Origin of the sequence: Methanocella sp. (assembly GCF_035506375.1) — an archaeon.
In the GTDB taxonomy this organism is placed as follows: Archaea; Halobacteriota; Methanocellia; order Methanocellales; family Methanocellaceae; genus Methanocella.
Map to the genome: position 1 here is coordinate 1 of NZ_DATJPM010000097.1, position 26,526 is coordinate 26,526.

The following is a 26,526-nucleotide window of genomic DNA, read 5'->3' on the forward strand; positions in this document are numbered from 1 at the left end:
AAAGACCTATCAAGGCCACTCCGGCGAAGACCCCATAACTGACAGAAATGAAGGCAGGGTAGTAGCGTGTCATCGCAACGATGAGCACGAACGTACATATGATAAATCCGTAGAAGATTATAGTTTCGCTATTGCTTGTATAAAAGGCGGATATCAAGTTCAAAGCGTTCTGGGCATGGCCCATGGTCCACATGTCAGCATCCAGTATATTGGAATGAGCATTCCAGAACTGTTGGACGATCGCTGGAAAATCGAGAAAATAACCCAGGCCATGATGTTGAAACCGTGCAAGCTTCGTATACGTGTCGAATAAACCATATAATAGAAAATCGAGCCCCAATAATATTGGGATCCAAGTTTTCTCTTTATTCAATGCCTCTACGTACATAGAACGCCCCCCCTTAATCGTTTTGTATAATAGTGCTTACATTATAAACTGAATATGTTATATATTTAACCATTGTCCAAATTGAAAAATAGGCTTATACACAGTTATTTTTGATAATTTTTAACTAATTTAATAAATTTGTTCCAATATAGTTAATAGTAAAAAAAGTCCCGGCTATATATCATCATGTAAAATAATTATATCCACTTATAAAGCCTTAATATTAGACAAATATATTCAAACCCAATGAATAATTGAGGTAGACACTGTAAATAGGCAAAATACTATATTTACATATTCAATTTGTTATACCCAGATCTGCCGCTCCATACATACCCATTTTATGTATCATAGATGTGGAATCAGACGACTGGCACCAGTTAATATAACCTTGTGTCAGTGATGAAGGCTGCCCTTCGGTTAGATAGTAAAGCCCGCCAATCAATCCATCATCGTAATTGGTATCACTCATGTTAACCATTTCACTCTTGATGGCGTTATCACTTGGCATCTGGACCAGCTGGTTATTCTTATTAACAATGGGAATGACGTTAATATGGCTTACCGATGGGTTATTACTGATAACGCTTCCCCAGTATACGAAACCCACCGCCCCCGGCGTACTTGATACTTTAGAAATAACGTCCGATTCATTATGTGCAGTATAGTTCAGAACCCCTGCAGGCGCAGCCGTATAATTAATCAGGCTTGTCTCAGCATCATTGGTCAGCCACTGTGCAAACGTCCTTTCGCTATCACCATCATCGTTCCTCACAACAATTGTCAACCCTGTCAAGTTGAAAGGCACGCTCTGTTGCGTCTGGCTATACACCATAGCTAGATCCGCCTGGCTCAGCGCTGAAATATTCATGTTTGAATTAGCGATTATAACAACCGCTCGGCCAGCAATAAAATGTGTCTGAATCTTCGGGTCTTTGAATAATAATGAAGGGCTAGGGGCTCTGGACAAAGCGACGATGTCGCTTATGTTCTGACTCAGGGATGTCGCGCTGGTAAACTCATCCGGAGAGCTCTGTACGGTGACTCTGACTCCACCATGCGTTGCCATATATTGCTGTGCCAGCTGTTGATCTAAGACATAGGTTTGAGGCGAATCCACGATCAAGATCTGGGGGGCGGGAGTCAGTGTAGCCTGTGGTGCGATCATCCTTTTTGCCGTATCCGTCGATATAGCTCCTACGAGATATGCAACAGTCAATGCCCCGATAATTGCCACGACAATAAGCATCAAAGTAGCGACGACCGGCGTAACGCCTTCCTCATTACCCCGGAAGCTCATTGGTACTTCCCTCTTTCCATCATATTCTTGATCCGTTTTATATCGCGATATACGACCGTCAGCTCAATTCCATACTTCTTAGCGATCTTCTCGACCCTGTGGATCACGGTGATATCGTTATAATGGTATTTTATCGTGCTTTGAACGAGCTCTTCGAGCTCCGAGCTATACCCGGCATTACCAAGGAAATATTCCGAGAATCCGGAGATAACGTTCGATCTTGTGCTCAATTTTGAATCGCCTAAGAATGTCTGGGACCTTCCCATATCGATATACTGATATCCGTTCCTGCTCGCAGGGCGTTTTTTACTTCGCATGAACATGAAGGCGCCGACGACGGCCACCGGCGACACCGCGAGCGCATATAGCGGGTTAAAGATGCCAGTCTGATCCTTGTTCATCGGTAAAGCCGTCGGTTTGGCCGTTGGGCTTGTGATAGGTAAAAGCACGGCTGCCGGTTCAGGTGTTGGCGAGGGTTTTATCCATGGCGAATACACATAACTGGAAATGATAATGTCAGTTTCGACCGGCCTGTCGTCGAATTTCTTAGCCTTCACGGTGCCGTTATAGACGTCGCCGAAGGTATCGACGATCTCCGCCTTTACCGTATAATTCCCTATCTCGACCCCATGGAAGCCATAATAGCCCATGTCGCCATCGCTGCCGTTGCTCGAGTATGTGGGATTATCCCCCAGCCACATAAATGAGCCATTGCTATAGAGCGTTACGTGGGCGTTGGGCACTTTATTTCCCTTTGAATCGTAAACGTGGCCGTGAACGTCAGGCGGGGATACGGTGGCCGAGGCATTATCTATGAGCGGCGTGTCGGCATATGCTCTTATCGGGCCGACAGGCCCGCCCAGGCCGATTAAGACGGCGTAAGAGATGATCGCTATGATGATCGCCGTTTGCAGGTAAGCCCTATGCCTTCCACCATATACTGCTCGGTCCACCTGGCTAAATACATTAATAGTCAGCTTATTACTTCACTATAAAAACAATATATGGCCATATAGAACTATATGGCCAATCCACTTATTTCCTGAACCTGGTCAGATAAATTAAAGCTGCACCGCCGACCGCTATTATCGCAATAAATATAACAAGGGGTATCACCGGTATCGATGGCAGGTGCACTTCTCCGATGAACGGCAGGCTGAAGGGCTTAGGCGTCGGACTGGCGGCCGTCGTGGCAGATGGCCGGGGCGTCGCCGAGGCCAGCGGGCCACTGGTGCTGTCCGTCAGGCCCGTCGTGAACGACCATTTATAGGGGCTTGCCAGGTGGTTGCCCGCCGGATCCTTAATGTCCGTGGATAATGCCATCGTGTAAGTCGTGTACGGGTCCAGCTCGTTTTGCGGTATGAAGGTGACCGATGACTTATTGCCATCCTCTGTATAGCGTATCGTGCCATTCACTTTATTGCCGTCGGCGGATGTCAGCGTCACAGTACTGTTGTTGAGGGATCCGGTATCCAGCCGCCCGTTGAACGTCACGATGGGCTGGTCATCCGTGTATACGGAATCCGAATCCGCGGCGGGCGTCGTCGTGTTGACCGTTGGAGGCTCCTTATAGATGCTGAACTGGAACGCGCCGTTTGCCTTGTTACCGGCGTTATCCGTCGCGTTATACTGGACGTTATAGTCGCCCACGGCTGTAACCGAGAAGTTCGCCAGGGGCTTCCATGTATTTCCATCGAGGGTATAATATGCGTTCGCCAGGCCCGAGACGCTATCATTTGCAGCAAAACCGACCGCCACGTCAGACCTGAAAGCATTCGCGAGCCCCTGGGTTCCGCTTAAGTAATAATTCACTGTCGGAGCTGCCTTGTCGATCTTCAGCGCAAAGTTCTTAACGGCTTCTGTATTATTGGCCTTATCCACTGCATAATAATAGACGGTTAGAGAGCCTTCGGTCGATATCGTCGTCGGGTTATCCGTGCTCCAGTGTTGCTGGTCCAGGCTGTGGTAACAGTTCAACGGCGCAAGGTCCGTAATATTAAAGCTCACTTTGACGTTCGAGGTATTCCAGCCGTTCAGGCCGGCCGACCCCTCGAGCGTGTAATTGGTAGAAGGAGCCGTCTTATCGATGTTGATGTTATTTTCCGTATCCGTGGCGACGTTGCCCGCGTTATCCGTCGCCGTGCCGACGGCGGTCTGGCTCGTACCATCGCTGGATAGAGTCACGTCGGGCGATACGGAGGCCAGGCCAGACAGGTCGTCGGACGCGTTAAAGTGGATGGTCACGCTATTGTTATACCAGCCATACTGCGTGGGCTGGATCGAGCGTATGGCAGAGATTTTCGGCGGCACGCTGTCGACCTTGACCGTCTGCGAGTGGACGGGCTCGACATTGCCTAATGTATCAGCCGAATAGTACGAAATATTATGCGTCCCGTCGGGTATGGTGAACTGTGTGCTCGTGTTCCATGAGCCGTTATCCAGCTTAAATCCGGTATAAGCCACGCCGATGCCGTTACCGTCGCTCGCGCTCAACGTAACGCCGCCCGAATTATACCAGCCATTATTCTGGCTGCCTTTGAAGGTGCAGGTCGTGACAGGCGGCGTCCCGTCGACATTGAAGGGGCCGGCCGTGGTCGAGTTCGTATATCCGGCCATGTCCATGACACTACCGTTAACCGTCTGTCCCTTCCCGTCGTGGAGTACGCTGTCCGGCGTTACGCTCTTAATGCCCGAGTAAAGGTCGAAGGCGTTAAAGTGGACTGTAACACTGTGAGTATACCAGCTCTCGTTACCGAGCAGGGTATCGGGCTGCCGGTCCGGGACGCCGATGATCATCGGCGGAGTTCTGTCGATCCGGATATTCTCGGCGTTCATGGGCTCCGTGTGGCTGAAATTATCGGTCGAGTAGTAGTATAGCACATTATTTCCCTGGTCGTGTACCGTGATGGGTTTTATATATGTCGACCAGTTAACGCCGTCAAAGCTATATTGAGTAGTGGTCGTTCCCAGGCCGCTGGCGTTCGTCAGGTTCACCCCGACGTCCCCGTCCCTGAACCAGCCATCCTGGTTCGGCGTACGGTTAAGGATACAGGTAGTAACAGGCGCACTGGTATCTATGTTGAGGCCGCTGACGACCACCGATCCAACGTTACCTGCCATGTCCGTCGCGTAACCGGTGACCGACTGGTTCAGGCCATTCGAGGATATAGTGATGTCCGGCGTGATACTGCCTATCCCCGATTGGTCATCGGTGGCCATGAAATGGATTACGACAGGCTCAGTATACCAGCCGTCGGCGTTTTTATTCGTGATGATCTTTGCCGTCAACACAGGGGCGGTTTTATCGATTCTTACGGTCGTCGATTTTTGCCCTTCCACATTTCCAACATTATCCTTCGACTTATAGTAAAAGGTCGTAGAGCCTTCCTTGCTTATGACAAAGGAATGGTAATCCTGCCAGTCTGTGCCGTTCATGCTGTATTGGACGTCATGGACTCCACTGCCCATATCATTCGCTTCCAGGCTTACAGTCACATTAGTGCGATACCAAATGTTATCGCCTGTGCCGCCTCCTGTGCCGTCTAGCGTGCAGGTCGTAAGCGGTGGATTTTCGTCGATGTTAATGCCATTGACTACTGTCGAAGCCGTATTACCCGCCTTATCCGTGGCCGTCCCGACCACTGACTGATATGCGCCGTCTGTCTTGAGTGTCATAGGGGCTGTAAAGCTTGCCACTCCCGAAAATGCGTCATCTGCGGTAAAATAGACCGTTACATCATGGGTATACCAGCCGTTAATGTCAGCGGGCCTGTCCGTGTGACCACTAATTGTCGGCGGCGTTTTATCTACCTGCACAGTGGCCGTATGGACTGGCTCGGCGTTGCCTACAGCATCGGTGGAGTAGTAATAAATCGTCGTCATGCCATCCTGGTCGATGAGGAAGGGGCCTGCGGGCTTCCAGACGGCCCCGTCAAGGCTATAAACGGTCGACTTCACGCCACTTTCGCCGTCCATTGCCGTAAAGTTGACCTTGACATCAGAATTGCTCCACCCCCCCTGTCTGCCACTTTGAGAAATCGATGTATGGGGGGGCTCATTATCGATCTGGACTGTAACATTAGCCGTACCAACGTTCCCCGCCAGATCTGTCGCGGTGCCGATCACCTGCGATACGCCGTTCGCCGAAATTGTCTGGTCGGGCGTAGCATTCACGATGCCACTTAAGTTGTCTTTTGCCTCGAAGTGGACCGTGACGCTTCCTTTATACCAGTTAGAAGCTATTGGGGTTGACATAATCGTCCCTGTAATTGAAGGCGGGGTTTTATCAATCCTTACGTTCACCGATTGGATAGGCTCACTATTTCCAGCGAAGTCGGATGAATAATAAAATAACGTCGTCGTACCTTCATCCGTAATACTGAACGGGCCGTAATATGAATTCCATACAATATTATCGAAGCTGTATTTTGTCTCACGGACGCCCTTACCACTGTGGTCGTAAGCGTTCAGCGTGATATTCACGTTCGACCGATACCAGCTGTTATTTCCCGCGACACCAGTCAAATTGATATATGTCGTCGGCCCGTTGCCCTGGGCCGTCGCATATACTAGCGTGCCGGTATCAACATCGCTTCCACTCGTAACCTGGGCCATCATATCTTGTGCGCTTAGATTCAAATTCGTACTTTTATACACGGCGAGGCTTTCCCTCGTCGGATCATAGAACAGCTTTTGAATATGATCATTTGTGATGTCCGAAACGTAAATATCGCCCGTCCCATCCGTTGCTATCCCCGTCGGCGCCACAGTCTGGCTTTCGCCAAGGCCATATGAATCAATCACGCCGAGAGATTTCCCCGTCAGATCGAACTTCTGTATCCGATGGTTATTTACGTCCGCCACGTAGACATACCAGCCGTCCGTGGCCAGGCCCGCGGGGCCATTGAACTGGCCTATGCCGCTGCCAGTCGTTCCCCATGCATTAATAAAAGCGCCGTCATTCGTGAAAGTCTGTATCCTGTTCCGGTCAATATCCGAGACGATCACCGTGTTGCCATAAACGGCGACGTCTGCCGGGCTCAGGAACAGGCCGTCCTTTCTTCCGTATCCCCCGATGCTGCCGAGGTATTTGCCCGTCGTGGTGAACTTCTGGACTCGATGGTTGCCCATATCGGCAACGTAAACGTTTCCGCTTCCGTCTATTGCGATGCCGTGGGGCATGCTGAACTCTCCATTACCGTTTCCAGCAGTACCCCATTGGCTTATATACCCCCCATCTTCGCTGAACATCTCTATCCGGGAGTTCCCCAGGTCGGCCACGTATACGATGCCGTTGCCCACGGCTATCCCGGCCGGGTATTCGAACTGCCCGTCGCCGCTGCCATATCCTCCCCAGCTGCAGAGGATACGCCCCGAGGCGTCGAACTTTTGTACCCGGTGATTATCATATTCCACAACGTAGACATTACCGGCGCTATCCAGGGCGATATCCGCCGGCCGGAGAAGCTGGCCGACGGCGCTGCCCGCGCCGCCCCAGTCTGCCTTTATCACGTAGCTGTCCGGGACGTAGCGGATGCTGATTGAATAGTTACCCCCCGTAACTATAGACCCGCTATCATCCCTGCCGTCCCAGGACGCCAGGTAAGTGCCGCCGGCCTTTTCTCCACAGTCTAAATGCCTGACGGTCCGGCCATCGGACGTATTGATATTGATAGTGACATGCCCCGTGCCCGAATCGTTTATCGTATAAAGGATCGTGGCCGGTAATATGCCCCCCACGGAGAGCCCCGCTTCCAGGGATACATTCGGGGAAGCAGGCGTTTCGACGAGCGCCGGCGATATGAAAAGTAAAACGATGATCGATATTGATAAAAATATTCCGCACTTACGTGCATATCGACCCTGAATATTACTCGTGGGTATAACAATAATAACCCCCTGCTGGACGGTTTTATTGTGTTAGCAGTTGCCCTACAACCTATAAAAGTGAAATCGATATAGGATACGGTGTCATATTTAACGGTATATAGTCGCTATAGTCGAGTGTTTTTTTCTCGGGGATTATGTAGAATCCATGATCAATATGTATTCGCCCTTAAGAGCCAAAGGTTGAAAAGACCAGTAACAGGATTACCATCCAGAATATAGCGATGGCGATTATCTTTGCCATGCCCTGCTTTATTTTCATGTCCCGCGCCGATCCCCGCATGTCGTCAATCCATGTAATTCCACGCACGGCAGTTGCATTTTTAATGTACGATAATAAAGCTGACCGTTATAGACAATATATATGACATTGTTTTATATAGCCCTTCGACACCTGCCGGCCGCATTGATCACCGCTTGCCGCCCTTTGCCTTTTTTATATCGCTAAAAATGGTATTCTGGTCGACCCCATATTTTTTGGACAGCGAATTTATCCGGTTAAGCGTCGCCAGGTCCCCATAACCACTGGAAGCTACGGCCTTTGCCAGATCCTCGATCTCGGCCGTATATCCGGTCTTATCCTTCATTGTCGAGGCCGCGGCAGTGGCTGTAATACCAGCAAAGACCGGCTTTGTTCCCGATATAGCGGGCTTCAGCGACACGGCTTTTCCTTTATTTTTTGGCTTAAGGAAATCACGCAGGGTCATAACTCCGGCACCCCCGATAGCGATGATGAAGAGGCCGATCAAGGGTACAAGAAGCTTATCTTTCGCCTCACTGAACACATCGTCCGTTGCGTTGGTCGTTGATGACATTCGTGGTAAATCTGTCACTACCGGTGCGGCCACTACGTCAAAGGTCTGGACCGCCTGAGGCTTAGCCGTATACCCTTTTAATATAACGTTCAGGCGCGTATCGATGCCATCCGTCAGCACGATCGAGGCCGAGCCGTTATACAAAAAGATGTCGCTTTTTTCCACATACACTGTATAATTCCCCGGCCGTATGCCACTAAAATGATATTCGCCATAGCCATTTCCGGCATCCGAGCCACTATAAGTCGGATTATCTCTTATGGGCGCCGTACCGCCTTCCATATAGAGGAGCACGAACGCGCCGGGCACTTTATTCCCATGCCCGTCCAGGACGGTCCCGGATAACGCAGTGTACGAGGGCGTCTCTATGGCCATCACGGTAGGCGTCGCATAAATACTCACACTATCGGAAGCGTTTTGTCCCCACAAAAATGTGGATGATTGGGCCGTACCGCCTGCCGCGCATATTGGAGCAAAAAGAAGGACTGCAAGCAAGAGGTGAATAATCCCTGTCGCGCGGCCTGTCAGAACCCTGTTATTTGTCCGGCCCTCATCACACACTGCATACACTTGGCTGGCGGGCATATAATGATTAACTCCAAAGAATATATTGGGCAATGGTAACTATGTAGACTATATATAAAATAGGCTTGACGTTTGCCGTTATTTTTTTGAATTGACCGATACGTTTATAAGCTACTTTTTAGTATATATAATATATTGACGTATATAGAATACATATACAGCCTTTAAATAACGGAAGCATTGACTCACATGCACCAAAACACGGAACTTCTAGGATTATCGGCATTCGTCTCATATTTCGGGCTGGACGCCCTCACGACGTGCGCCGGAGTCTGCCTCTATGGTATCGGGGCGGAGGCGAATCCGGCAATGTCATTCGCCCTGGGCTCCGGCGGGCTCGCCGGCTTTATCCTGCTAAAATTAATTTTATCGCTATGCCTGGTCATACCGGCTTATTTCTTCGCCCTTCATCCAGGGACTAAGGCCCTGGGCGAGAGCGCCCTCGCGGCTATTCTTGCGGGCGGGGGTCTGGCGGCGATCAATAACATGCAGGTCCTCTTGACGGGCACGAGCCCCTTCTTCATGGCCCTGGGCCGGCGGACTTATCTGGCTCCAGGCGTGACCATCGCAATAATAATGTTCTTCGTCGGCATGGCGACATATATAACGCTGACCTTAAAGGACCGGAAGCTCAGTGTCCGGACCCACTTTTGATAAAACAAGTGTGGCCACCAGGCCCGCCAGCATGCCGGCGGCCATGCAGACGATAATGATCAGCATGCGAAGCTGTATCGAAGGAAGGGCGGCACTATCCGGGGGCTGGCTGAACACGTTATAGATGGAATAGTCCGCCGTGGCCAGCATGATGGCCGCGACGCCGATGAAGAATCCCGCGACCGAGCCGAGCATCATCCAGTACGGGTTTTTTTGCATGAGCGAAGAATTCGCCGTGGAACACATGAGCTTATCCTCTATAGAATATATAATATAAAACAGTCGATCGAATCAAGCGCCTGAAACGTGAGCTCTATAAATATCTATATTCCCGTCCATAGTCTATTCGGGTAAGCTTTATCCTCCGGAATTCATGACTTTCAACGACAATTGCCACCAGAGCGCGGCCCGTGCACATACTGTTCTCATGCCCGGGCCCGCAATTCTGATCATTAAAGTCGACTGTAAAGCTAACGTCTCGAAAAAAATCGGATATGGCGGAGGCTTAAGTTTATATAAATACGGTTGGAATCGGGGGTTAGGTATAAATTTAATTTATATATTCTATGGAGGAATCCCTTAACTCCATAAAAGTATTAATTAATCAGGATATTCCATGAAGCTGTCGCAGGTAGACGAAGATTTGACGACATTCCATTTGCATCCCGCAGAAGGCGGGCACGATCTGCTGGTAAAAAAAACAGGCACTACCCTCAAAAACTGGGATATAGACTATTATGAAGCGCTGATCCAGGAGCTTAAGGACATCCTGGGCGACATGGAGCGCATGGAAAATGCGTATTCAGGCGAGCTTGCTGCCATTCATCCGTCCCACGTGGACAGCGCGAAAAATCTTTTACACTACCTCGCCCTACGAAAGCGCGATATCCGTAAGCTGCAGACCGAGCTGGCGTCTCTTGGCCTGTCGTCCCTCGGCCGGTCCGAGTCCCACGTCATGGCCAATGTGATCGCCGTCCTCGGGGTGCTGGAGAAGCTCGCCGGATTCGAGAGCCTCGAAGCGGATAAGCCTGAGGCGCCTACCGACCTGGCGCAGGGCACGGCTTTGCTCGATATTCATACGAAAGAACTCTTCGGCACACCCCCGGAAAAAAGGGATGCCTATATAATGGTCACAATGCCTACCCAGGCGGCTACCGATTATCAGCTCGTGAAAACGCTCCTGGCGGACGGCATGGACTGCGTGCGTATCAACTGCGCCCACGACGAAGCGGCAGACTGGTCGGGCATGATCGAAAACCTTCACCGGGCGGAAAAGGAACTAAATAAAAAATGCCGTATTTTCATGGACCTGGCCGGCCATAAGCTCCGTACCGGCCCCATCGAGAATCTGCCCGCTTCGGTCCGCTGGAGTCCGAAGCACGACGCCCTCGGCGAAGTTTCGGGCCCCGCCCGCATCTGGCTCACGCCCGTGGAGCAAAAGACCCCTCCTGCGTTACCGATGGACGCCTGTATCCCGGTCCCGGGGAAGTGGCTGTCCCGGCTCAACGTCGGCGATGGCATCGAATTCACCGACACCCGGGGAAAAAAGCGCTCGCTCGAAGTCGTCGCGGCCGTGGGCAGAAGCCGCGTGGCCGAATGCTACAAGAGTGCCTTTATCGTCAACGGGGTTAAGCTCGTCCACCGGCCGCAGGATACGGATACAGCTCCGGCCGGGGAAGTTGTGGTCTCCGAATTGCCGGCGAAGGAACAGTTCATCCTCCTTGCCCGGGGAGACATGCTTATCCTGACCAAGGGGCGCTCGCCGGGCAAGCCTCCTGTCATCGATGCCCGCGGCCAGGTGCTGAAGCCGGCGACAGTGGGCGTTACGGCCCCCGAGGTCTTCGAGTTCGTCAAGCCCGGGGACAGGATCTGGTTCAACGACGGCAAGATCGGCGGCGTCATCCGGTTTAAGAACAAGGATCAGGTCCATGTCGAGATCACCCAGGCCGGCTATAAAGGCTCGAAGCTCCGGGCAGGCAAGGGAATTAATCTTCCCGACAGCGAGCTCAAGCTGCCCGCTCTCACGAAAAAAGACATTTCCGACCTGAAGTTCATAGCGGCGAACGCCGATGCCGTCTGCTTTTCATTCGTAAACGACGCCTCCGACGTGTACCGGCTGCAGACGCAGCTGGCAAAGCTCGGCGGCAAGGACCCGGGCATCGTCCTCAAGATCGAGACGCTCCGTGCCTTCGAGCACCTGCCGGGCATCCTGTTTGCGGCGATGCGCAGCCCCTGCGTGGGCGTGATGATCGCCAGAGGCGATCTCGCCGTCGAGTGCGGCTTCGAGCGCCTGGCAGAAATCCAGGAAGAGATATTATGGTTCTGCGAGGCGGCCCACGTGCCGGTTATCTGGGCGACGGAGGTGCTTGAGAAACTCGCGAAGAAGGGCCAGCCATCCCGGGCCGAGATCACCGACGCTGCCATGGCCGTCCGGGCGGAATGCGTGATGCTCAACAAGGGCCCGTATATCGCGGATGCGCTGCTCATCCTGGACGATATCCTGGCCCGCATGCGGGCCCACCAGAGCAAGAAGTCTTCTATGCTACGGGAATTAAAACTGGCGCACCGGCTGGATAAATAAATTGATATATACATTCGACAGCATAGGATATCAACAGGGTATAAGCGTATGAAAAAGGCGATCAAGTGTATACTTAGAGACACAAGCGACCGGTTTTATCGCTATCAGGATAAAGTACTCGATTTTACCGATCCCGAGGACCTGCACCAGATGCGCGTAGCCGGGCGCACCTTGCTTTCCTATTTTTCATTGCTGGCCGACAAGGAAGAGGCCGCCCGCCCGGGCTTTATTAAATTGCGCGGCTCGCTGAAGGATACCATGAGCTTGCTTGGTGAGATCCGCGACCTGGACGTTTTAATCGATGCGCTGAAGGAGCGGTCCATGGCGATGGAACCGGGCCAGGCGGCGCTCATTTCGGGGCTGCTGAGCCGGATGACTGTCGAGAGGGTCCGGCTGAGACAGGAGCTCGCCAGCGAGATGCCCAACCGGATCAGCCCGCGCTGGAAGGAGAGGATGGACTCCTGGATCCGGAAGAAGACGCCCGAGCTGGCGGATCGCAAGTCCATTGAGGAGAAAGTGGCCACGCTGCGGAAAAAGAAGGATAAAGCACTGGCTGCCATTAGCGAGTACCCGGAGCCGGATATGGCGAACGAGGAGTTCCTGAACATTGTCCACCGGGGCCGGATTTCCGTGAAAAAGCTGCGCTATGCCCTCGCCATCCTGAAAAAGATCAATACTGCCGATAAGGCCGAGATCGAGGCGCTGAAGACGCTGCAGGATCAGCTTGGCCACGTTCAGGATATGCGCGTCTGGGCGGGCCTGCTGCACGAGCAGTACGGAAGGAGCGCGATCGTGGAGGATATCGTGGCGCAGTGGCGGGCCGAAATGAATAAGACCCTCGCGGAGACCGGCCTGATTAGCCTGGGGCCGGTTAAATAATATAATAAAATTTATAAGTTCTCGGGTTATATAAAATATATGGTCAAACGCCCGGAGTATCATTTATGCTAGAGCTTTATATCATCCGCCATGGACTTGCCGGCAAACCCCTCGAGGATGTAAATCTGGATGAGGAAAGGCCGCTGACGAAAAAGGGTAAGGAACGAATGAAGGCCATCGCAAAAGGCCTGGACGAGATGGGCATCGCCTTCGATGTCGTCGTCTCGAGCCCGCTGACCCGTTCGAAGGAGACCGCGGAGATCGTCGATAAGTACTGCAGCGATGCGGACATAGTATATACGGACCTGCTGAAGCCCGGTGCGACTTATGACCCGCTCATCGATTACCTGAACGGCCTTACGGATAAGGAGAAGGTGGCTATCGTGGGCCACGAGCCATTCCTGAGCGGCTTTGTCTCCTACTGCCTGGCGAAGAGTAAAAATTCGTTCATCAAGCTCAAAAAAGGCGGTATCCTCGCCCTGGAGATGGAGGGCGCGCTCAAGCCCGGGCAATGCAAGCTCGCCTGGCTGATGGAGCCCTGGCAGCTCGAAGAGCTGGCTTAAAAATCCCATTTTTATATAGGCCTATATAAAATCATTACATAAGCTATATTATTTTTTATACTAACTTAGCATAATACATACTCGTTGTGACCAATGACTCCGCCGCCCGAATTTTCACCAAACGGAAACCATAAGCTGGCCATTATCGACCTGGGCTCGAACACGACGCGCATGCTCATCATCGAGGTAACGGCGAATGGCGCTTACCATCTCGTGGAAGAGGATAAGTTCGTCGTGCGCCTGTCGGAGGGCGAGGCGAAGGATGGCGAGATCAAGATGCCTGGGCTACTGCGGGCCATCGACGCGATGAGACTTTTTAAGGGAATGTGCGAATACCACGGTGTCAAAGACCGGATCGCGGTAGCCACGGCCGCCGTGCGTGGGGCCCGCAATCAGGAGACCTTTTTGCGAAAACTCAAAGAGGAGACGGGGATCGCATTCCGCGTCCTCTCGCAGGAAGAGGAGGCGTATTACGGCTACCTTGGCGTCATCAACACGACCTCCCTCGCGGACGGGCTCATCGTAGACCTCGGTGGCGGGAGCATGGAGCTAACGGCCATCAAGGGTCGTGCCATAGCCCACTCGACGAGCATCCCCTACGGTGCCCTCAACCTCACGGAAAAGTTCATCAATGGCGAAAAGCCATCGGATAATAAGCTTAAGGACCTTGACGCCTTCGTGAAGCAGCAGCTCAAGGGGGTTGACTGGCTCGACCAGTATAGAAAAAGCTTATTATACGGTATCGGCGGCACCATCCGTAGCATTGCCCGCATCAACCAGCGCCTGAGTAACTATCCCTTCGACGAGCTTCACAATTATGAGATGTCGTCTCAGGTTTTAGGGAGTGTCTACAACCTCCTCAAGAACATGACACCGAAGGAGCTCGTGGACGTCCCGGGGCTCTCCCGGGACCGTACCGACATTATCGTGGCCGGGACGGCAGCCATCAACACGGTCATTAAGTATCTCGAGATACCCACGATCAGGGTCTCCTCCAGCGGCCTCAGGGATGGCCTCTTCTTCCACAAATTCCTTAAAGAGCCGGTTGTGGCCGACGTATCGGCACTGGCCATCGACAACATCTCGCGGCTTTATGGCGTGGACATTACGCATGCCCGGCGCGTCTGTTCTCTGGTTGAAAGCCTGTTCGAGGGCTTCAAGCCGCTGAACGGCTTTACGGCGGATCACAGGCGCATACTCCGGGCGGCCGCGATGCTCCACGAGCTGGGATACTATTACGATTACGGCAAGAGGTTTAACAACACCTTCTATAACGTCATCGATAACCCCGTCTATGGCTTTAGCCATCTTGATAACTACAGGACGGCGCTGGTCGCCGCCAGCTACGGCGCTGGCGGCATTAAAAGCCGCTTCATGTTCTCCAACGTGCCGCTGGGCAAGGATGACCTGAAGGAAATTAAGCGCCTCAGCCTCATACTGGCGCTGGCCGACGCCTTCGACCGGAGCCGGCGCGGACGCATATCGGCGGTCAACTGTCTCCTTTCGAAAAATTCAGCCGTCCTGAAGCTCCAGTACAAGGGCGATATCCTGCCCGAAGTGATGTCCGCGGAAGAGCGCTCTGGGAATTTTAAAAAGGCGTTCGACCGGGAACTTATCATTGAATATTAACGATCCCCCACTATAAAGTCTATTGTTGAGCGTGCACTTTATATATAGACTATATTGAACAAGTATATATTCTGGGCTCATTTATTAGAATCGCAATGACGAAAGTTGGTGGCGATATTGATGAGCTTCCGGGGAAGCTCTACATCGTCGAGGGCTGTGATGGCTCGGGAAAAAGCACACAATTATATCTCCTGAAAAAATGGCTTGAAAGTCAGGGATACTTCGTATTCTTTACGGAATGGAATTCATCCGACCTGCTGAAAAAATTCACGAAAAAAGCCAAGCGGAAGAACCTGTTGACGCCCACCACGTTCAGCCTCATCCATGCCACCGACTTTGCCGACCGCTATGAAAAGCTCATGCTGCCCCATCTCCGCGCCGGCCACATCGTGCTGGCAGACCGGTATATCTATACCGCCTATGCGAGGGATATCGCCCGTGGATGCGACCCCGAATGGCTCCGGAACCTCTATAAGTTCGCCGCAAAGCCCAGCATTGCGTTCTACTATAAAGCCCCTCTTGAAATTTCCCTGAGCCGGATCCTCACGGGCCGGGACGAGATCAAGTATCACGAGGCTGGCATGGACCTCGGCCTGTCTAATGACCCTGTCGAGAGCTTCAAGCTTTTCCAGGGGATCATTAAAAAGCAATACGACCACATGGCAAAGCCCGAGGGCTTTACGGTCATGGACGCGACGAGGAGCATCGAGGAGCAGCAGGCCGAGATGCGCCGGATCGTAGCGAGAGACCTGGCCGGCTACGTGTCACCCGTTAGTAACGCCCAGGAAATGCGGCGGGCGACCCCGGAGGGATCAATATGACGAATAATCTCTTCTATGGCATCGGACTCCCCTATCATAAGCTCAACCGCAAGACACTCCAGGGAAAGCTCATCGTCATCGAGGGCGCGGACTGCTCCGGCCGGTCGACACAGGTTGCCATGCTCAAGGAATGGCTCGAAGCCAACGGCCACGCCGTCCTCGACACGGGGCTGCGCCGATCCGACCTGGTCAGCGAAGCGATAGAGGAGGCCAAAAGGGGCAATACACTCGGTAAAAAGACGTTAAGCTTATTGTATGCGACCGACTTTGCCGACCAGCTTGAAAATAAGATCGTACCGTCCATGAAGGCCGGCTTCATCGTCCTGGCCGACCGATACTTCTTCACGCTCATGGTGCGGGATCTCGTGCGCGGCGCAGATAAGGAATGGCTGAAGGAGCTGTTCGGCTTTGCGCTCGTACCGGATCAAACGTTCTACCTCAGTGTCGACCCCGATACCCTCCTGCACCGGGCCCTCATCAAGTATGGCCACCTGGACTACTGGGAATCAGGCATGGACGTCGGCTTTTCGAGCGACATGTTCAACAGCTTCACGAAGTACCAGACGGCTCTAAAGGACAAATTTGACGAGCTCGACATGGACTATGGCTTCGATAAGATCGACGGCCAGAGGTCCCCGGACGAGATCCAGGAGTATATCCGGAAAAAAGTGAGCGCTCTCCTGAATAAGAAGGCACCAGCTTATCGCCTCCGGCCAGATTAGTTAATCTACGCTTATATAAAGATTTATTATCCCATAGCCCCCCATTAAATATGTTATTTTTATGCGGCGAGAAATTGAGTCATCGAAAAAAATAGACAAGGCCACTTATGATATGAATATGCCGATACTCAGGGCCAGGCTCGGCGAGCTCCAGCGGGCAATTAAAGCGGCGCGGATCCCTGTTATGATCGTCTTCGAGGGCTTGCAGGCATCGGGTAAAAGCCGGATGGTGAACGAGCTCTTACAGGGAATGGATCCACGTTGCTTCCGGGTACATGCCATTGGCACCCCCTCGCAGGAGGAATCACTTAAACCCTTCATGTGGCGCTTTTGGAAGATGACTCCGCCAGCGGGCCGGATAGATATCTTCGATGAGAGCTGGTATCGCGGAGTATTTGCTAAAATTGCCGATGGCAGAAAAAAATCGCCGTTGACGTCCCGCAAAGCCCTGGAAATCCTTGCATACATTACGAGTTTTGAGAGGGAACTAGCCGAAGACGCCGGCAGTGAGCAGGCTAAGCCTTACTTGATTCTAAAATTTTTCCTAGACATCACTAAAAAGGAGCAAAAGAAACGGCTGGAAGGACTCGATAAGAATAAGATATATCCTTACTTTATTGACAAAGCCGACTGGGAGGCTTTTAAGCGTTATGATGAGCAAAAGCCCATCATTAATAAGCTGATTAAGCTTACTAATACCGAATACGCACCCTGGCATGTCATCGAAGCAGACGACTGGAATTCTGCTACGATTCGCGTTTATCAAATCGTCAATGATGCGTTACAGGAAAGGCTCGATCTGGACAAGCGTAACCCCACTGATGAAGGAGAGAAAAATGTGGTGCGATCTGTCAAAAAAGCCGGAACTCCCCCGATACTAGCCGATATAAAAACCGACATAGAGATGCCACAGGACGAATATGAGCGGCGTATGAAGGCCTGCCACGAAGAGCTGGCCCGCCTGCAGTATAAAGCTTATAAGAAGGGGCTGCCCGTCGTCATCGCGTTCGAGGGAATGGACGCAGCCGGTAAGGGTGGCAGCATCAAGCGGCTGACAGAAAGCCTGGACCCCCGCGGTTATGAGGTGATACCGATCGGCGTCCCGACGGAATGGGAGAAGGCCCAACATTATCTATGGCGGTTCTGGATACGCTTTCCACCTAAGGGATTCATAACAGTCTTCGACCGGACCTGGTATGGGCGTGTCCTAGTTGAGCGGGTCGCCGGTCTTACTCCTGAAAAATACTGGCGCCATGCGTACGACGAGATCAACCAGATGGAGAAGGAATTGGCCGATAACGGCACCGTTATCACCAAGTTCTGGATGCATATCGACTCCAATACGGAATACCAGCGCTTTCTGGCCCGCGAGAGGACGCCGGACAAGAACTGGAAGATCGGCCCAAATGATTGGAAAGACCGCAGCAAGTGGGATCAGTATATGATAGCCGTGGATGAAATGCTGGCATGCACTAATACCCGTTATGCGCCATGGACCATCGTGCCCGCCGACGATAAGCACTACGCGAGAGTCATGGTGATGGACACGGTGATCGAGGCAATGAGAAAGGCCCTTTAAAAACTCTAACTCGCTATTGTATTTTGGTTGAATATTCCTTTTAAGTTACAAAGCTGACGGAGGCACTATTTTCACCATAAAGGCCGGTTGTTCCATGTTTGTTATGTGGTCGTTTGTCCTTTGTTTGTGTGGTTCGCTGATTTGTCCGGTTTTTCAACACTAAAACACGAAAGACTTTTTAGTCCCACGTAAGGAGCACGAACCACACTAAAGTAGATGCTTTCACGTCAAAACACTAAACAACCTCCCAAGGGCACGGACCTCACTAAATTAACTTGAAACACTAGAGAAAGCATATAAAATAAAGTATAAGGGTCATGCCGTCCTCGTGGTTCAATCCTTTAGTGTTTTCGTGCTCATTCGGGAGGTTGTTTCGTGTTTTAAGCGCCAGGCATGGAACTTAGTGATTTTCGTGCCCTTACGTGGGATAAAAAAAGAATTAGTGTTTTAGTGTTGAAAAACCAACGGGCAGTACGAAAATGGAAAAAGCGGCAAAGGACCACTAAACAAACACGGAACAACTGGCCATTGTGGTGAAAAATAGTGTCCTCCGTCTCTTTGGTAACTTAAAAAACGCGGAGTCGGGGTTAAAAATATTAGGATAATTCTATCCTATCACGAAGTCGGCGATGATCTGCTTCTCGCACGTGACCTTTGCCTCGATCTGGACGAGATCATGTATCCCGGAGCCTGCCAGCTTCGGCCTCAAAAGCTCATCCACCTGGAAGACCCCCGCGGAGCCTGACATACGGATGCTGATCAGCACCGGCTTTTCCCGGCCCGGCAGGATGTCGACCGCGTCGATGGCTCTTGCGGAGACCGCGTGGATGTTGCTGTTCGTGTGCGCATCGTCCCAGGGCCGTGTCCTGCCGTGTGCCATGTCGAGCGCATCGCTGATGCGTAATATGCCGGCTTCAATCGTGAGGGGCCTGCAATCCTTATGGTGGACCGCGATGCAATGCAGGACTTCCGAGGTGACCACCGTCAGCTTCTCCTGCGGGTAAATATCCGCCAGTAGCCTGCCCAGTAACGGCGCAGCGAAAAAGACGCTATACTGCGTATGATTGTCCCGGTGGACCGAATGCCCGATGTCGTGCAGGCAGGCGCCCAGGAATAGTATGACCTCGGCGTCTTCATAGGAGAGCCCGTAGTCCTGCACGCACGACGGCTGGATGCCGGAATCCGCGATGAGCCGGAGCATCCTGAGCGCGTTGTTCGCCACTATCTCGACGTGCTTTTTCCCGTGGTCCGAATAGCCCAGTCGGTTTATAGCGGTTACATTGGAGCATTTCCAGAGGGCGGCGAGCTCGACATTACTCTCCACCCGGTCCTTGAGAATGCCTAATATCCTGTTCGTACCCATGGGCACTTCGAACGGTGTTAGCTCATTACTCAAAGGCTCATCAAATGAATATTCATCTATGTATTCCCAGCGATTTTCCTTATCATCGCTTTTCGTCATTTCTGTTTTCATCGAATGAGCATCTGGCCCCGGATGATATGTATATAACCTATATATTTTCTATAAGTGTATATATAGCACGTATACATCGACGGATATAAAACGATGGACGAAAACTAATTATCGTACGAGAGAGTTCAGGGATACGACCATGCCGACGAAGAAGCGGGATTTTTACTATAACAAGGCCAAGCAGATGGGATATCGCTCCCGGGCCGCCTTTAAGCTTAAATTCATCAACGAGAAGTTCAGGCTCATTGAGAAGGGCGACGTGATAGTGGACCTGGGCGCCGCCCCCGGCGGCTGGCTACAGGTGGCGAAGGAGATATCGGAAGGCCCGGTCATCGGCGTGGACCTGCAGCGCATTGAGCCTATCGAGGGCGTCGTTACGATCAAGGGCGATATGGCCTCTCCGGAGACGCAGGCGAAGATCTTCGAAAAGGTGGAGAAAGTGAATGCGGTTATCTGTGACGCCGCGCCGAACCTTTCCGGTAACTGGGCGCTCGACCACGCCCGCTCCATCGACCTCTCGAAGACGGCGCTGGGCGTGGCGACTAAGATCTTAGCGCCGGGCGGCAACTTTTTAGTCAAGGTCTTCCAGGGCGACCTGTACCAGGGGTTCGTGGACGAGGTCGGCAGGCACTTTTCCCGCGTACATACGTACAAGTCCCCGGCCTCACGAGAACAGAGTGCGGAGATTTATGTCATAGGCAAGGGCTTTCTTACGGCAGGCATCCGAAAGGGCGACGTCCTGGACGTGCAGATCGACGGCGTCGGAAAGAACGGCGACGGCATAGCCCACGTCGATGGCTTCGTAGTTTTCGTGAAGGGCACGAAGCCGGGAAGTAAAGCAAAAATTAAAATTACCGACGTCAAGCCCGAGTTCGGCTTCGGTAAAATAGAGAAATGACTACTTGTCGGACTTAAGTATAGCTTGTACGGAATTTTTTAATATGAAGGCATGATATGCGACGTAGGCGATGACGACGACGATACCGATGACCGTTAGAATATCAAAGTATATCCAGTAGTGCTCGAGCAGGCTCCAGTTATTCCCGAGGACCACGCCGGCATAGGCGAGCACGTAGCACCAGGGCAGGGAGCCGGCGAATGAATAAACGGTAAACTTTTTGAAGTCCATGCCGATGATCCCGGCCGGCAGTGAGATAAAAGTCCGGATGATGGGCAATATCCGGGATACCAGGACAACCTTGGCGCCATATTTGCCGAACCATTTTTCCGCCAGCGCCATCTGGCTTTTTTTAATGAACACGACCTCGCCGTACTGGTCGAGCAGGGGGCGGACGATGTGCTGCCCGATGACGAAGGACAGGATGGATCCGGCAAGGCACCCGAGGCTCCCCACGAGCCCGACCAGGAAAAAGTCCAGGTCACCGCGCTGGACGGCGAAGCCGCTGAAGGGCATCACGATCTCGCTGGGCACGGGTATGCACGCGCTCTCCAGGGTCATGAGCAGGAAAATGCCCACGTATCCGATGCTGCTGATAAAATCCGTGATGTATCCGGTCAGGAACTCGAATAGTACCAAATCTTTTCACCATGTCCGAAAGGAAGCAGAACGCTCTTCATGTTGTTAAGCCCAGTACAACATATATCTTTTCCGCTGTCCGGCCGGCAATACCTTTATGATGGATGCGGCTTAAGCAATAGCTTACCGGATAGCGATTATATATGGTGGGGCCCCAATGATATCGGTCAACGAAAACGTCACGAAGTATGTCGATCAGCTTCTCGACCGGGAAGAGGAGCTGTGCATAAAGTCCTATTATCTCGAGAATAAGGCGACAGTAATCGACTGCGGCATCAACGCCGCCGGCAGCATCGGGGCGGGGATCCTGTTCGCGGATATCAGCCTCGCCGGGCTTGGCAAGGTGTCCGTCGTTCCTGGTATAATTGATAATTTTTACATTAATTTTGCACAGGTCTACGTCGACCGGCCCGCCATCGCCTGTCTGGGCTCGCAGAAGCCAGGATGGAAGCTCAAGGCGGACGGCTTTGCCGGTACCGGCTATGGGCCTGCCAGGGCGATCTCCCAGAGGCCGAAGAACATCTACGCCGCTATCAACTATGTGGACGATGCCGAGACGGCCGTCATCAACATCGAGACGCAGACACTGCCCGCCGCTAAGGAACTGGACTATATCGCGAAGCAGTGCTCTACGGACCCTGAATGTGTCGTCGCTCTGGTCGCACGGCCCAACTCCATCGCCGGCTCCGTCGTGAGCGGCACCCGTGTCGTCGAGTGGGCAATGAACCGGCTTTTCCAGCTAGGCTATGATATCAAGGATATCACTACTGCCTCCGGCGCCTGCCCCATCACCCCCCTGAAAAGGGAGGAAACCGATTTTATGGGAGCTTCGTTCGACAGCATCGCCTACTATGGCATGGCCTATTTATACGCCCAGGGCAGGAACGATATTTTTAAAGAGGCTTCATCGCTTTCCTCGAAGTCCTATGGTAAGAGCTTTAAGGCGTTGCTCAGGGAATCGCAGGGTGACTTCTCGAAGGTGGATCCGACGATGTATGCTCCGGCCCGCATCATGGTGAACGGCATACAGGATGGGTCATTGGAGACTTATGGGAAGCTTGACCCGGCGATGCTGCTCGAATCCTACGGCATCAAGCGGTAACAACTTTTTATTCACCACGGCGACACAGCACTTAATTCACCACGGCGACACGGCGAACACGGCGCCCTATAAAATACGGCACGGCGGACACACGGCGAACACGGCTTGCTGATAATATTATTAAGCAGTGGGTCTCCGAGGGGTAAGCAAGAGCGCTCCGCGCGGCGTCAGCCCCCTTCAGGAAAATAAAAAAAGCGCCGTGTTCGCCGTGTCGCCGTGGTGAGAAATTAGCCGTGCCCTCCGTGGTGCCTCCGTGCCGCCGTGGTCAAACGGCGATGACGCGCCCGATGCCCTTGCTTTTCCCTTCCCTAAAAATGAACTTCTGCCCGGGCTCGACTACATAGGGCCTGAACTTAAACCTTATGCGGGCCTTCCCCCGCTCCCCGGCCATCATGTACTTCCGGTCCAGGCCGACGATCTTCACGGCCTCACAGATGGTCTCCATATGGATGACCGGCTCGTAGCCGATGCCGATGCGGGTCGGATGATTCAGGATAGCTATCTCCGCCTCGAACTCCTGCACGACTTTCGGCTCCTTTTCCGAAATGACCATGCCGCGGGCGATGTCCGGGGCCTTCATGCCTTTAATGGCGATGCCCACGATGTCGCCGGCGATGGCCTTGTTAACACGATAGTGGTGCATCTCGATGGACTGGACCCGGACCTTCTTGAAGGAGCCGTCCTCCATCGGGCCCAGGTAAACTGGATCATTCTGCTCGACGATGCCCTGCTTGATGGTACCGCTCACGACCACGCCCACGCTGTCGACGGTGTAGATCCGGTCGATGTACATCTCGAAGGGCTTCTCGCTCGTCAAATTTCGTTTCGGCAGCTTAAACAGCAAATATTCCAGGATATCGTAGCCTTCTCTGGTCACGGAAGACGTGTGCAGGATAGGGACGATCATGCCTTCGGGCACTTTGCCTAATATGGTGTCGATATCTTCCGGCGATTTCACCCGGTAGGGCACTTTACCTACAAGACGCAGCGTCGAGTGGATGCCGGCCTCAGTCCTTTTAAGCTGCTCCGGGGTGGCCAGGTCGATCTTGGTAATGGCGATGATCACGGGCAGGTCCATTGCCAGTAAAATTCCCAGGTGTTCTTTTGTGATATGCGTGATGCCGTCGTCCGCGGCCACGACCAGCAGCCCGTAATCCAGCTTCTGGCCCACGATGCCGCGGATGGTCGTCCGAAGCCAGGGCTCGTGGCCTACCGTATCGACGAAGGAGATGATCTTATCCGATTGCTCTACCACACTGGCGCTCTCGCGCTTGTTCAGGGGGTTCTTCAGGTGGATGATATCCGAGCCCTTGATACCGTATACGGCATAAGAAAGGTCGGCGGAAAGGCCGCGGGCGATCTCGTGCGGTAAGACGTCCAGATAGATGCGCGTCCGGCCGGCGCCGTCGTCTGTGGTCCCGGTGACCAGCGCTCCTACGAGAGTGCTCTTACCATGGTCTACGTGGCCCGCCGTGCCTATTAGCAAATGTTCGCCCGGCTTGACGTTGTTCTCCACGGAGACGAGGCCAACCAGCCCGCCGTCCACCTTATACTCTTCGACCTGCGTAACGTCCGCGTCGATCGTCATGGCGATGTTCTTTAAGACAGAAACGGTCTCGTCAAACTCTCCCCGCGCCAGTCCCTTCATGCTCCCGGCGTCCGTGACGCCGATGACGTAGAGCGCTTTGCCGTTTCCCGCGAGGATCCGGTGCTTCATCTGGCAGGACAGGTTTTCCATTCTGCGGGAATTTAGATGAGTTTCCTCGTTAAGGAATTCTTTGAACTCGATATTTGAGGTCTCGCCGGCTGACACAAGGGTTTCGAGCTCGAGTTTGTTCATTCGTCTTTATCATTAACTTTTAAGGTGTTATAATCTTTGTGTATTTAGATTAAAGAGACATTAACGTTTGATAAATGCCAACGCTAATGCAACTGTTCCGGCCAGTATGGCCGCCATGAAGGTCATGCCCGGAGTAGCGGCGGGGGCCGGTGTCGCAGTCGGGGAATAAGACGGCATCAGAGCGGGCGTTTCCAGCGGCGGCATCGGCGTCTCCGTAGACGTCACGTTAACTGGCCGCATTGGCGGAATGTGGACGTTGGCGGTCTTCGTTCCCACGTTATCATCCATGTAAAAGATAGTGTACCATTTGTTACCCTGGTGGTCGGCTTCCAGGTAATACCAGTGGCCGGAAGGCACATGCGCGAACGTATACATACCCGGGGCGGCCCGCGCGGGGTCCACGTTCACGTACTGGGGATTATCCGGCATGTCGACGAAGGCGCCCTTTGTCTGGTTCGTGTTATCATAATAGTAGAGCGTCACCGTGGTATTATAGAAACCGCCCAGGTCCGGCTGCTGTTGCGCCAGGGAGGGTAAAGCCAGTATAAGAAAAATGCCCGTAGCAGCGGCGATCATCATAAACCTCTGGTAATTTCGGGGCATATTATGATAAAACTTGGCGCAGGAAGGCTAAAAACATTTTCCTGCTGCTCAATAGCGCAAGAGTGTGGCCTGTGAGCGGTTTTCCGGGCTTTTAAAGTGTTCGGTGACGTTGGCCGCTCTCATGTACTCCAACTCGATGAACCCGTCGCCGATCTTCTTTACCAGGGCATACTCCCTGTTCTTCACGGCGTCCGCTTCCTCCACGATGTCGCCTTCCTTGAGCCCCTCGATGGAATATCCCGCGGCTTTTCCCTTCTTATCGTATATTGCCCGCTTGAGGAAATCCCGGTTGAAGCCGAACTTCTCGTCCAGCCCGATGATCTTTGCCATCCAGTGCTTCTTCTTCGTGTCGACGGGGCATATCTCTCCTGCGTTAATCGCTATGCCCTGGGGCGTTTTGGTGACTTCTATCCTCATGTTTTTCGACCATTATATTTCATGTGATTATTATATATGTACTTTTAGCCTAGATAAACTGCAGTGCAGTAAAGCGATTTGCTTATCCAGGCCGGGAGTTGTAGAGTATTTTTTCTCGGAGGACAAAGTATAAAATTATGCACGGCATTCAATTTATTAAGGTTTATTTGGTTGCCTAATAAGCTCTGTGTGCGGAGAGTGCGCCGTTGAAACGCTTATTGCTGATCGGGCTCTTGATGGCCGTGCTTCTAACGGCCGGCTGTGCAGGGAAAAATGAGAACGCTCAGCCCGGCGCCAGCCAGACGGCGATCCAGGCGCCATTACTCGGCGGCACGGGTTTTTCAATGGCTGATCCGGCACCCGCCAACTATACGGTCACTTTCACCGAGAACGTCAACGACAGCGGCCAGGGCATTGTCGCCTATTCCGGGCGCCTTACCCTCGAGGAAGTTTTGAGAGGGACGGCGGCTTATAATAAGATCAAGCAGAGTTATCCTTTTAACCTGATCAATATACAGCCGGACCGGGAATTCATGCTCGTGCGGTTCAGGTACGAGCTTGCAGATACCAGCATTCCCGGGGCCTCGCGTTTAGTGAACCGGGGCTCGTTCGCCATTTATCGTGACGGGCGGCTCGATGCCGACGATAATACATATATCATAGGCGCCACGCCCGACTTTTATGGCAAGGTCCAAAAGGACGGCATCGTCGACGGCTGGTTCGCCTTTACGGTGCCCAGGAATGCCTCCTGGCCGCTGGTCGTCTATGGCAAGGATTCGGCCGGTAGCGGCATCTGGTTTAAGACGGGCTGAATAATCGAAGAAATGGAAAGCGCTGAGGGAGAGATTTGAACTCCCGCGAGGCGTGAGCCTCAACAGCTCTCAAGGCTGCCGCCGTGGTCCGCTTGGCTACCTCAGCACATATGCGAAAAGCAAACTACACTCACGCTACAATAATATAAATCTTGTTGCGCTCGACTTAAGCCACTCTAAGCATAATAAGAACTCTCAAAGATGATTTCAGCCATGAAGTTACGCGAAGCTGGCTTGAAGCTCACGAAGTCATTATTAAATATTTATGCTTTGTTGAATATGCCCTTTTAAGTCTCAGAGTGTACGGAGGGCACTATTTTTCACCACAAAGGCACGAAG

General features: G+C 52.5%; 23 protein-coding genes and 1 tRNA gene. 11 read left to right on the forward strand and 13 right to left on the reverse strand.

The window, feature by feature from the left end; translation table 11 throughout:
• From VMC84_RS13235 to VMC84_RS13260, 6 genes are all read right to left on the reverse strand, one after another.
• Positions 1-388: hypothetical protein (locus VMC84_RS13235; protein ID WP_325381418.1), on the reverse strand; the 388-nt coding region annotated here is incomplete at its 3' end.
• 298 nt (positions 389-686) lie between these two features.
• Positions 687-1,688 (reverse strand): PstS family phosphate ABC transporter substrate-binding protein, encoded by a 1,002-nt coding sequence (locus tag VMC84_RS13240; protein WP_325381420.1) that lies wholly within the window; start codon positions 1,686-1,688, stop codon positions 687-689.
• Positions 1,685-2,641 (reverse strand): carboxypeptidase-like regulatory domain-containing protein, encoded by a 957-nt coding sequence (locus VMC84_RS13245; protein WP_325381421.1) that lies wholly within the window; start codon positions 2,639-2,641, stop codon positions 1,685-1,687. The genes VMC84_RS13240 and VMC84_RS13245 overlap by 4 nt, the downstream gene beginning before the upstream one ends.
• 82 nt (positions 2,642-2,723) lie before the next feature.
• Complete coding sequence (locus VMC84_RS13250) at positions 2,724-7,427, reverse strand: OmpL47-type beta-barrel domain-containing protein (RefSeq protein WP_325381423.1); 4,704 nt, start codon at positions 7,425-7,427, stop codon at positions 2,724-2,726.
• Positions 7,428-7,743: 316 nt separating this feature from the next.
• Complete coding sequence (locus tag VMC84_RS13255; protein ID WP_325381424.1) at positions 7,744-7,884, reverse strand: hypothetical protein; 141 nt, start codon at positions 7,882-7,884, stop codon at positions 7,744-7,746.
• 100 nt (positions 7,885-7,984) lie between these two features.
• Positions 7,985-8,791: a carboxypeptidase-like regulatory domain-containing protein gene (locus tag VMC84_RS13260; protein ID WP_325381426.1), complete on the reverse strand. Its 807-nt coding sequence runs from the start codon at positions 8,789-8,791 to the stop codon at positions 7,985-7,987.
• Positions 8,792-9,163: 372 nt separating this feature from the next.
• Between VMC84_RS13260 and VMC84_RS13265 the strand changes: the two genes are divergently transcribed.
• Positions 9,164-9,628: a DUF5658 family protein gene (locus tag VMC84_RS13265; RefSeq protein WP_325381427.1), complete on the forward strand. Its 465-nt coding sequence runs from the start codon at positions 9,164-9,166 to the stop codon at positions 9,626-9,628.
• Here VMC84_RS13265 and VMC84_RS13270 read toward each other — a convergent pair.
• Entirely contained in the window at positions 9,590-9,874 is a 285-nt protein-coding gene (locus VMC84_RS13270; RefSeq protein ID WP_325381428.1) for a hypothetical protein, read from the reverse strand. The two genes, VMC84_RS13265 and VMC84_RS13270, sit on opposite strands and share 39 nt — an antisense overlap.
• 370 nt (positions 9,875-10,244) lie before the next feature.
• Between VMC84_RS13270 and VMC84_RS13275 the strand changes: the two genes are divergently transcribed.
• The 7 genes from VMC84_RS13275 to VMC84_RS13305 all read left to right on the forward strand — a co-directional run bounded on the left by VMC84_RS13275 (position 10,245) and on the right by VMC84_RS13305 (position 18,402).
• Positions 10,245-12,209, forward strand: a complete 1,965-nt coding sequence (locus VMC84_RS13275; protein ID WP_325381430.1) for a pyruvate kinase — start codon at positions 10,245-10,247, stop codon at positions 12,207-12,209.
• Positions 12,210-12,257: 48 nt separating this feature from the next.
• The gene (locus VMC84_RS13280) at positions 12,258-13,088 is read left to right on the forward strand and encodes a CHAD domain-containing protein (protein WP_325381431.1); all 831 of its coding nucleotides are present in this window, start codon (positions 12,258-12,260) and stop codon (positions 13,086-13,088) included.
• Positions 13,089-13,153: 65 nt separating this feature from the next.
• Positions 13,154-13,651 carry a phosphohistidine phosphatase SixA gene (gene sixA / locus VMC84_RS13285; protein WP_325381432.1) on the forward strand — a complete coding sequence of 166 codons (498 nt, stop codon included), beginning with the start codon at positions 13,154-13,156 and terminating at the stop codon, positions 13,649-13,651.
• A 93-nt stretch (positions 13,652-13,744) separates the two neighbouring features.
• Positions 13,745-15,280, forward strand: coding sequence for a Ppx/GppA phosphatase family protein (locus VMC84_RS13290; RefSeq protein ID WP_325381433.1), 1,536 nt, complete (start codon positions 13,745-13,747; stop codon positions 15,278-15,280).
• Between the two features lie 95 nt (positions 15,281-15,375).
• Positions 15,376-16,101, forward strand: coding sequence for a hypothetical protein (locus VMC84_RS13295; RefSeq protein ID WP_325381435.1), 726 nt, complete (start codon positions 15,376-15,378; stop codon positions 16,099-16,101).
• Positions 16,098-16,823, forward strand: a complete 726-nt coding sequence (locus VMC84_RS13300) for a thymidylate kinase (protein WP_325381436.1) — start codon at positions 16,098-16,100, stop codon at positions 16,821-16,823. Before VMC84_RS13295 ends, VMC84_RS13300 begins: the two co-directional genes overlap by 4 nt.
• A gap of 118 nt (positions 16,824-16,941) precedes the next feature.
• Positions 16,942-18,402: a hypothetical protein gene (locus VMC84_RS13305; RefSeq protein ID WP_325381454.1), complete on the forward strand. Its 1,461-nt coding sequence runs from the start codon at positions 16,942-16,944 to the stop codon at positions 18,400-18,402.
• A 607-nt stretch (positions 18,403-19,009) separates the two neighbouring features.
• On the opposite strand, the gene VMC84_RS13310 is transcribed toward VMC84_RS13305, so the two are convergent.
• Positions 19,010-19,864: an HD domain-containing protein gene (locus VMC84_RS13310; RefSeq protein ID WP_325381438.1), complete on the reverse strand. Its 855-nt coding sequence runs from the start codon at positions 19,862-19,864 to the stop codon at positions 19,010-19,012.
• A gap of 151 nt (positions 19,865-20,015) precedes the next feature.
• Between VMC84_RS13310 and VMC84_RS13315 the strand changes: the two genes are divergently transcribed.
• Positions 20,016-20,774: a 23S rRNA (uridine(2552)-2'-O)-methyltransferase gene (locus VMC84_RS13315; RefSeq protein ID WP_325381440.1), complete on the forward strand. Its 759-nt coding sequence runs from the start codon at positions 20,016-20,018 to the stop codon at positions 20,772-20,774.
• Here the strand turns inward: VMC84_RS13315 and VMC84_RS13320 are convergent, their stop codons facing one another.
• Positions 20,775-21,413, reverse strand: coding sequence for a DedA family protein (locus VMC84_RS13320; RefSeq protein WP_325381442.1), 639 nt, complete (start codon positions 21,411-21,413; stop codon positions 20,775-20,777).
• Positions 21,414-21,570: 157 nt separating this feature from the next.
• Here VMC84_RS13320 and mch point away from each other — a divergent pair, with 157 nt between their 5' ends.
• Positions 21,571-22,515: a methenyltetrahydromethanopterin cyclohydrolase gene (mch, locus tag VMC84_RS13325; protein WP_325381444.1), complete on the forward strand. Its 945-nt coding sequence runs from the start codon at positions 21,571-21,573 to the stop codon at positions 22,513-22,515.
• A 265-nt stretch (positions 22,516-22,780) separates the two neighbouring features.
• Here mch and VMC84_RS13330 read toward each other — a convergent pair whose 3' ends face one another.
• Genes VMC84_RS13330 through VMC84_RS13340 form a run of 3 tightly spaced genes read right to left on the reverse strand, consistent with a single transcriptional unit; the run spans position 22,781 to position 25,375 of the window.
• Entirely contained in the window at positions 22,781-24,355 is a 1,575-nt protein-coding gene (locus VMC84_RS13330; RefSeq protein ID WP_325381446.1) for a GTPBP1 family GTP-binding protein, read from the reverse strand.
• A 60-nt stretch (positions 24,356-24,415) separates the two neighbouring features.
• Complete coding sequence (locus VMC84_RS13335; protein ID WP_325381448.1) at positions 24,416-24,958, reverse strand: hypothetical protein; 543 nt, start codon at positions 24,956-24,958, stop codon at positions 24,416-24,418.
• A 48-nt stretch (positions 24,959-25,006) separates the two neighbouring features.
• Entirely contained in the window at positions 25,007-25,375 is a 369-nt protein-coding gene (locus VMC84_RS13340) for a hypothetical protein (RefSeq protein ID WP_325381450.1), read from the reverse strand.
• 206 nt (positions 25,376-25,581) lie between these two features.
• Between VMC84_RS13340 and VMC84_RS13345 the strand changes: the two genes are divergently transcribed.
• The gene (locus VMC84_RS13345) at positions 25,582-26,187 is read left to right on the forward strand and encodes a hypothetical protein (protein WP_325381452.1); all 606 of its coding nucleotides are present in this window, start codon (positions 25,582-25,584) and stop codon (positions 26,185-26,187) included.
• A 20-nt stretch (positions 26,188-26,207) separates the two neighbouring features.
• Here VMC84_RS13345 and VMC84_RS13350 read toward each other — a convergent pair.
• A tRNA-Ser gene (locus VMC84_RS13350) sits at positions 26,208-26,293 on the reverse strand.
• Positions 26,294-26,526 lie beyond the last annotated feature (233 nt).

Excerpts from the sequence above, each read along its gene's own strand:
- VMC84_RS13270 (WP_325381428.1), bottom strand. The coding sequence starts at position 9,874 with ATGTGTTCCACGGCGAATTCTTCGCTCATGCAAAAAAACCCGTACTGG.
- VMC84_RS13315 (WP_325381440.1), top strand. The coding sequence starts at position 20,016 with ATGCCGACGAAGAAGCGGGATTTTTACTATAACAAGGCCAAGCAGATG.
- VMC84_RS13265 (WP_325381427.1), top strand. The coding sequence starts at position 9,164 with ATGCACCAAAACACGGAACTTCTAGGATTATCGGCATTCGTCTCATAT.
- VMC84_RS13240 (WP_325381420.1), bottom strand. The coding sequence starts at position 1,688 with ATGAGCTTCCGGGGTAATGAGGAAGGCGTTACGCCGGTCGTCGCTACT.
- VMC84_RS13340 (WP_325381450.1), bottom strand. The coding sequence starts at position 25,375 with ATGAGGATAGAAGTCACCAAAACGCCCCAGGGCATAGCGATTAACGCA.
- VMC84_RS13280 (WP_325381431.1), top strand. The coding sequence starts at position 12,258 with ATGAAAAAGGCGATCAAGTGTATACTTAGAGACACAAGCGACCGGTTT.
- VMC84_RS13275 (WP_325381430.1), top strand. The coding sequence starts at position 10,245 with ATGAAGCTGTCGCAGGTAGACGAAGATTTGACGACATTCCATTTGCAT.
- VMC84_RS13305 (WP_325381454.1), top strand. The coding sequence starts at position 16,942 with ATGCCGATACTCAGGGCCAGGCTCGGCGAGCTCCAGCGGGCAATTAAA.
- VMC84_RS13335 (WP_325381448.1), bottom strand. The coding sequence starts at position 24,958 with ATGCCCCGAAATTACCAGAGGTTTATGATGATCGCCGCTGCTACGGGC.
- VMC84_RS13330 (WP_325381446.1), bottom strand. The coding sequence starts at position 24,355 with ATGAACAAACTCGAGCTCGAAACCCTTGTGTCAGCCGGCGAGACCTCA.
- mch (WP_325381444.1), top strand. The coding sequence starts at position 21,571 with ATGATATCGGTCAACGAAAACGTCACGAAGTATGTCGATCAGCTTCTC.
- sixA (WP_325381432.1), top strand. The coding sequence starts at position 13,154 with ATGCTAGAGCTTTATATCATCCGCCATGGACTTGCCGGCAAACCCCTC.
- VMC84_RS13290 (WP_325381433.1), top strand. The coding sequence starts at position 13,745 with ATGACTCCGCCGCCCGAATTTTCACCAAACGGAAACCATAAGCTGGCC.
- VMC84_RS13310 (WP_325381438.1), bottom strand. The coding sequence starts at position 19,864 with ATGACGAAAAGCGATGATAAGGAAAATCGCTGGGAATACATAGATGAA.
- VMC84_RS13295 (WP_325381435.1), top strand. The coding sequence starts at position 15,376 with ATGACGAAAGTTGGTGGCGATATTGATGAGCTTCCGGGGAAGCTCTAC.
- VMC84_RS13300 (WP_325381436.1), top strand. The coding sequence starts at position 16,098 with ATGACGAATAATCTCTTCTATGGCATCGGACTCCCCTATCATAAGCTC.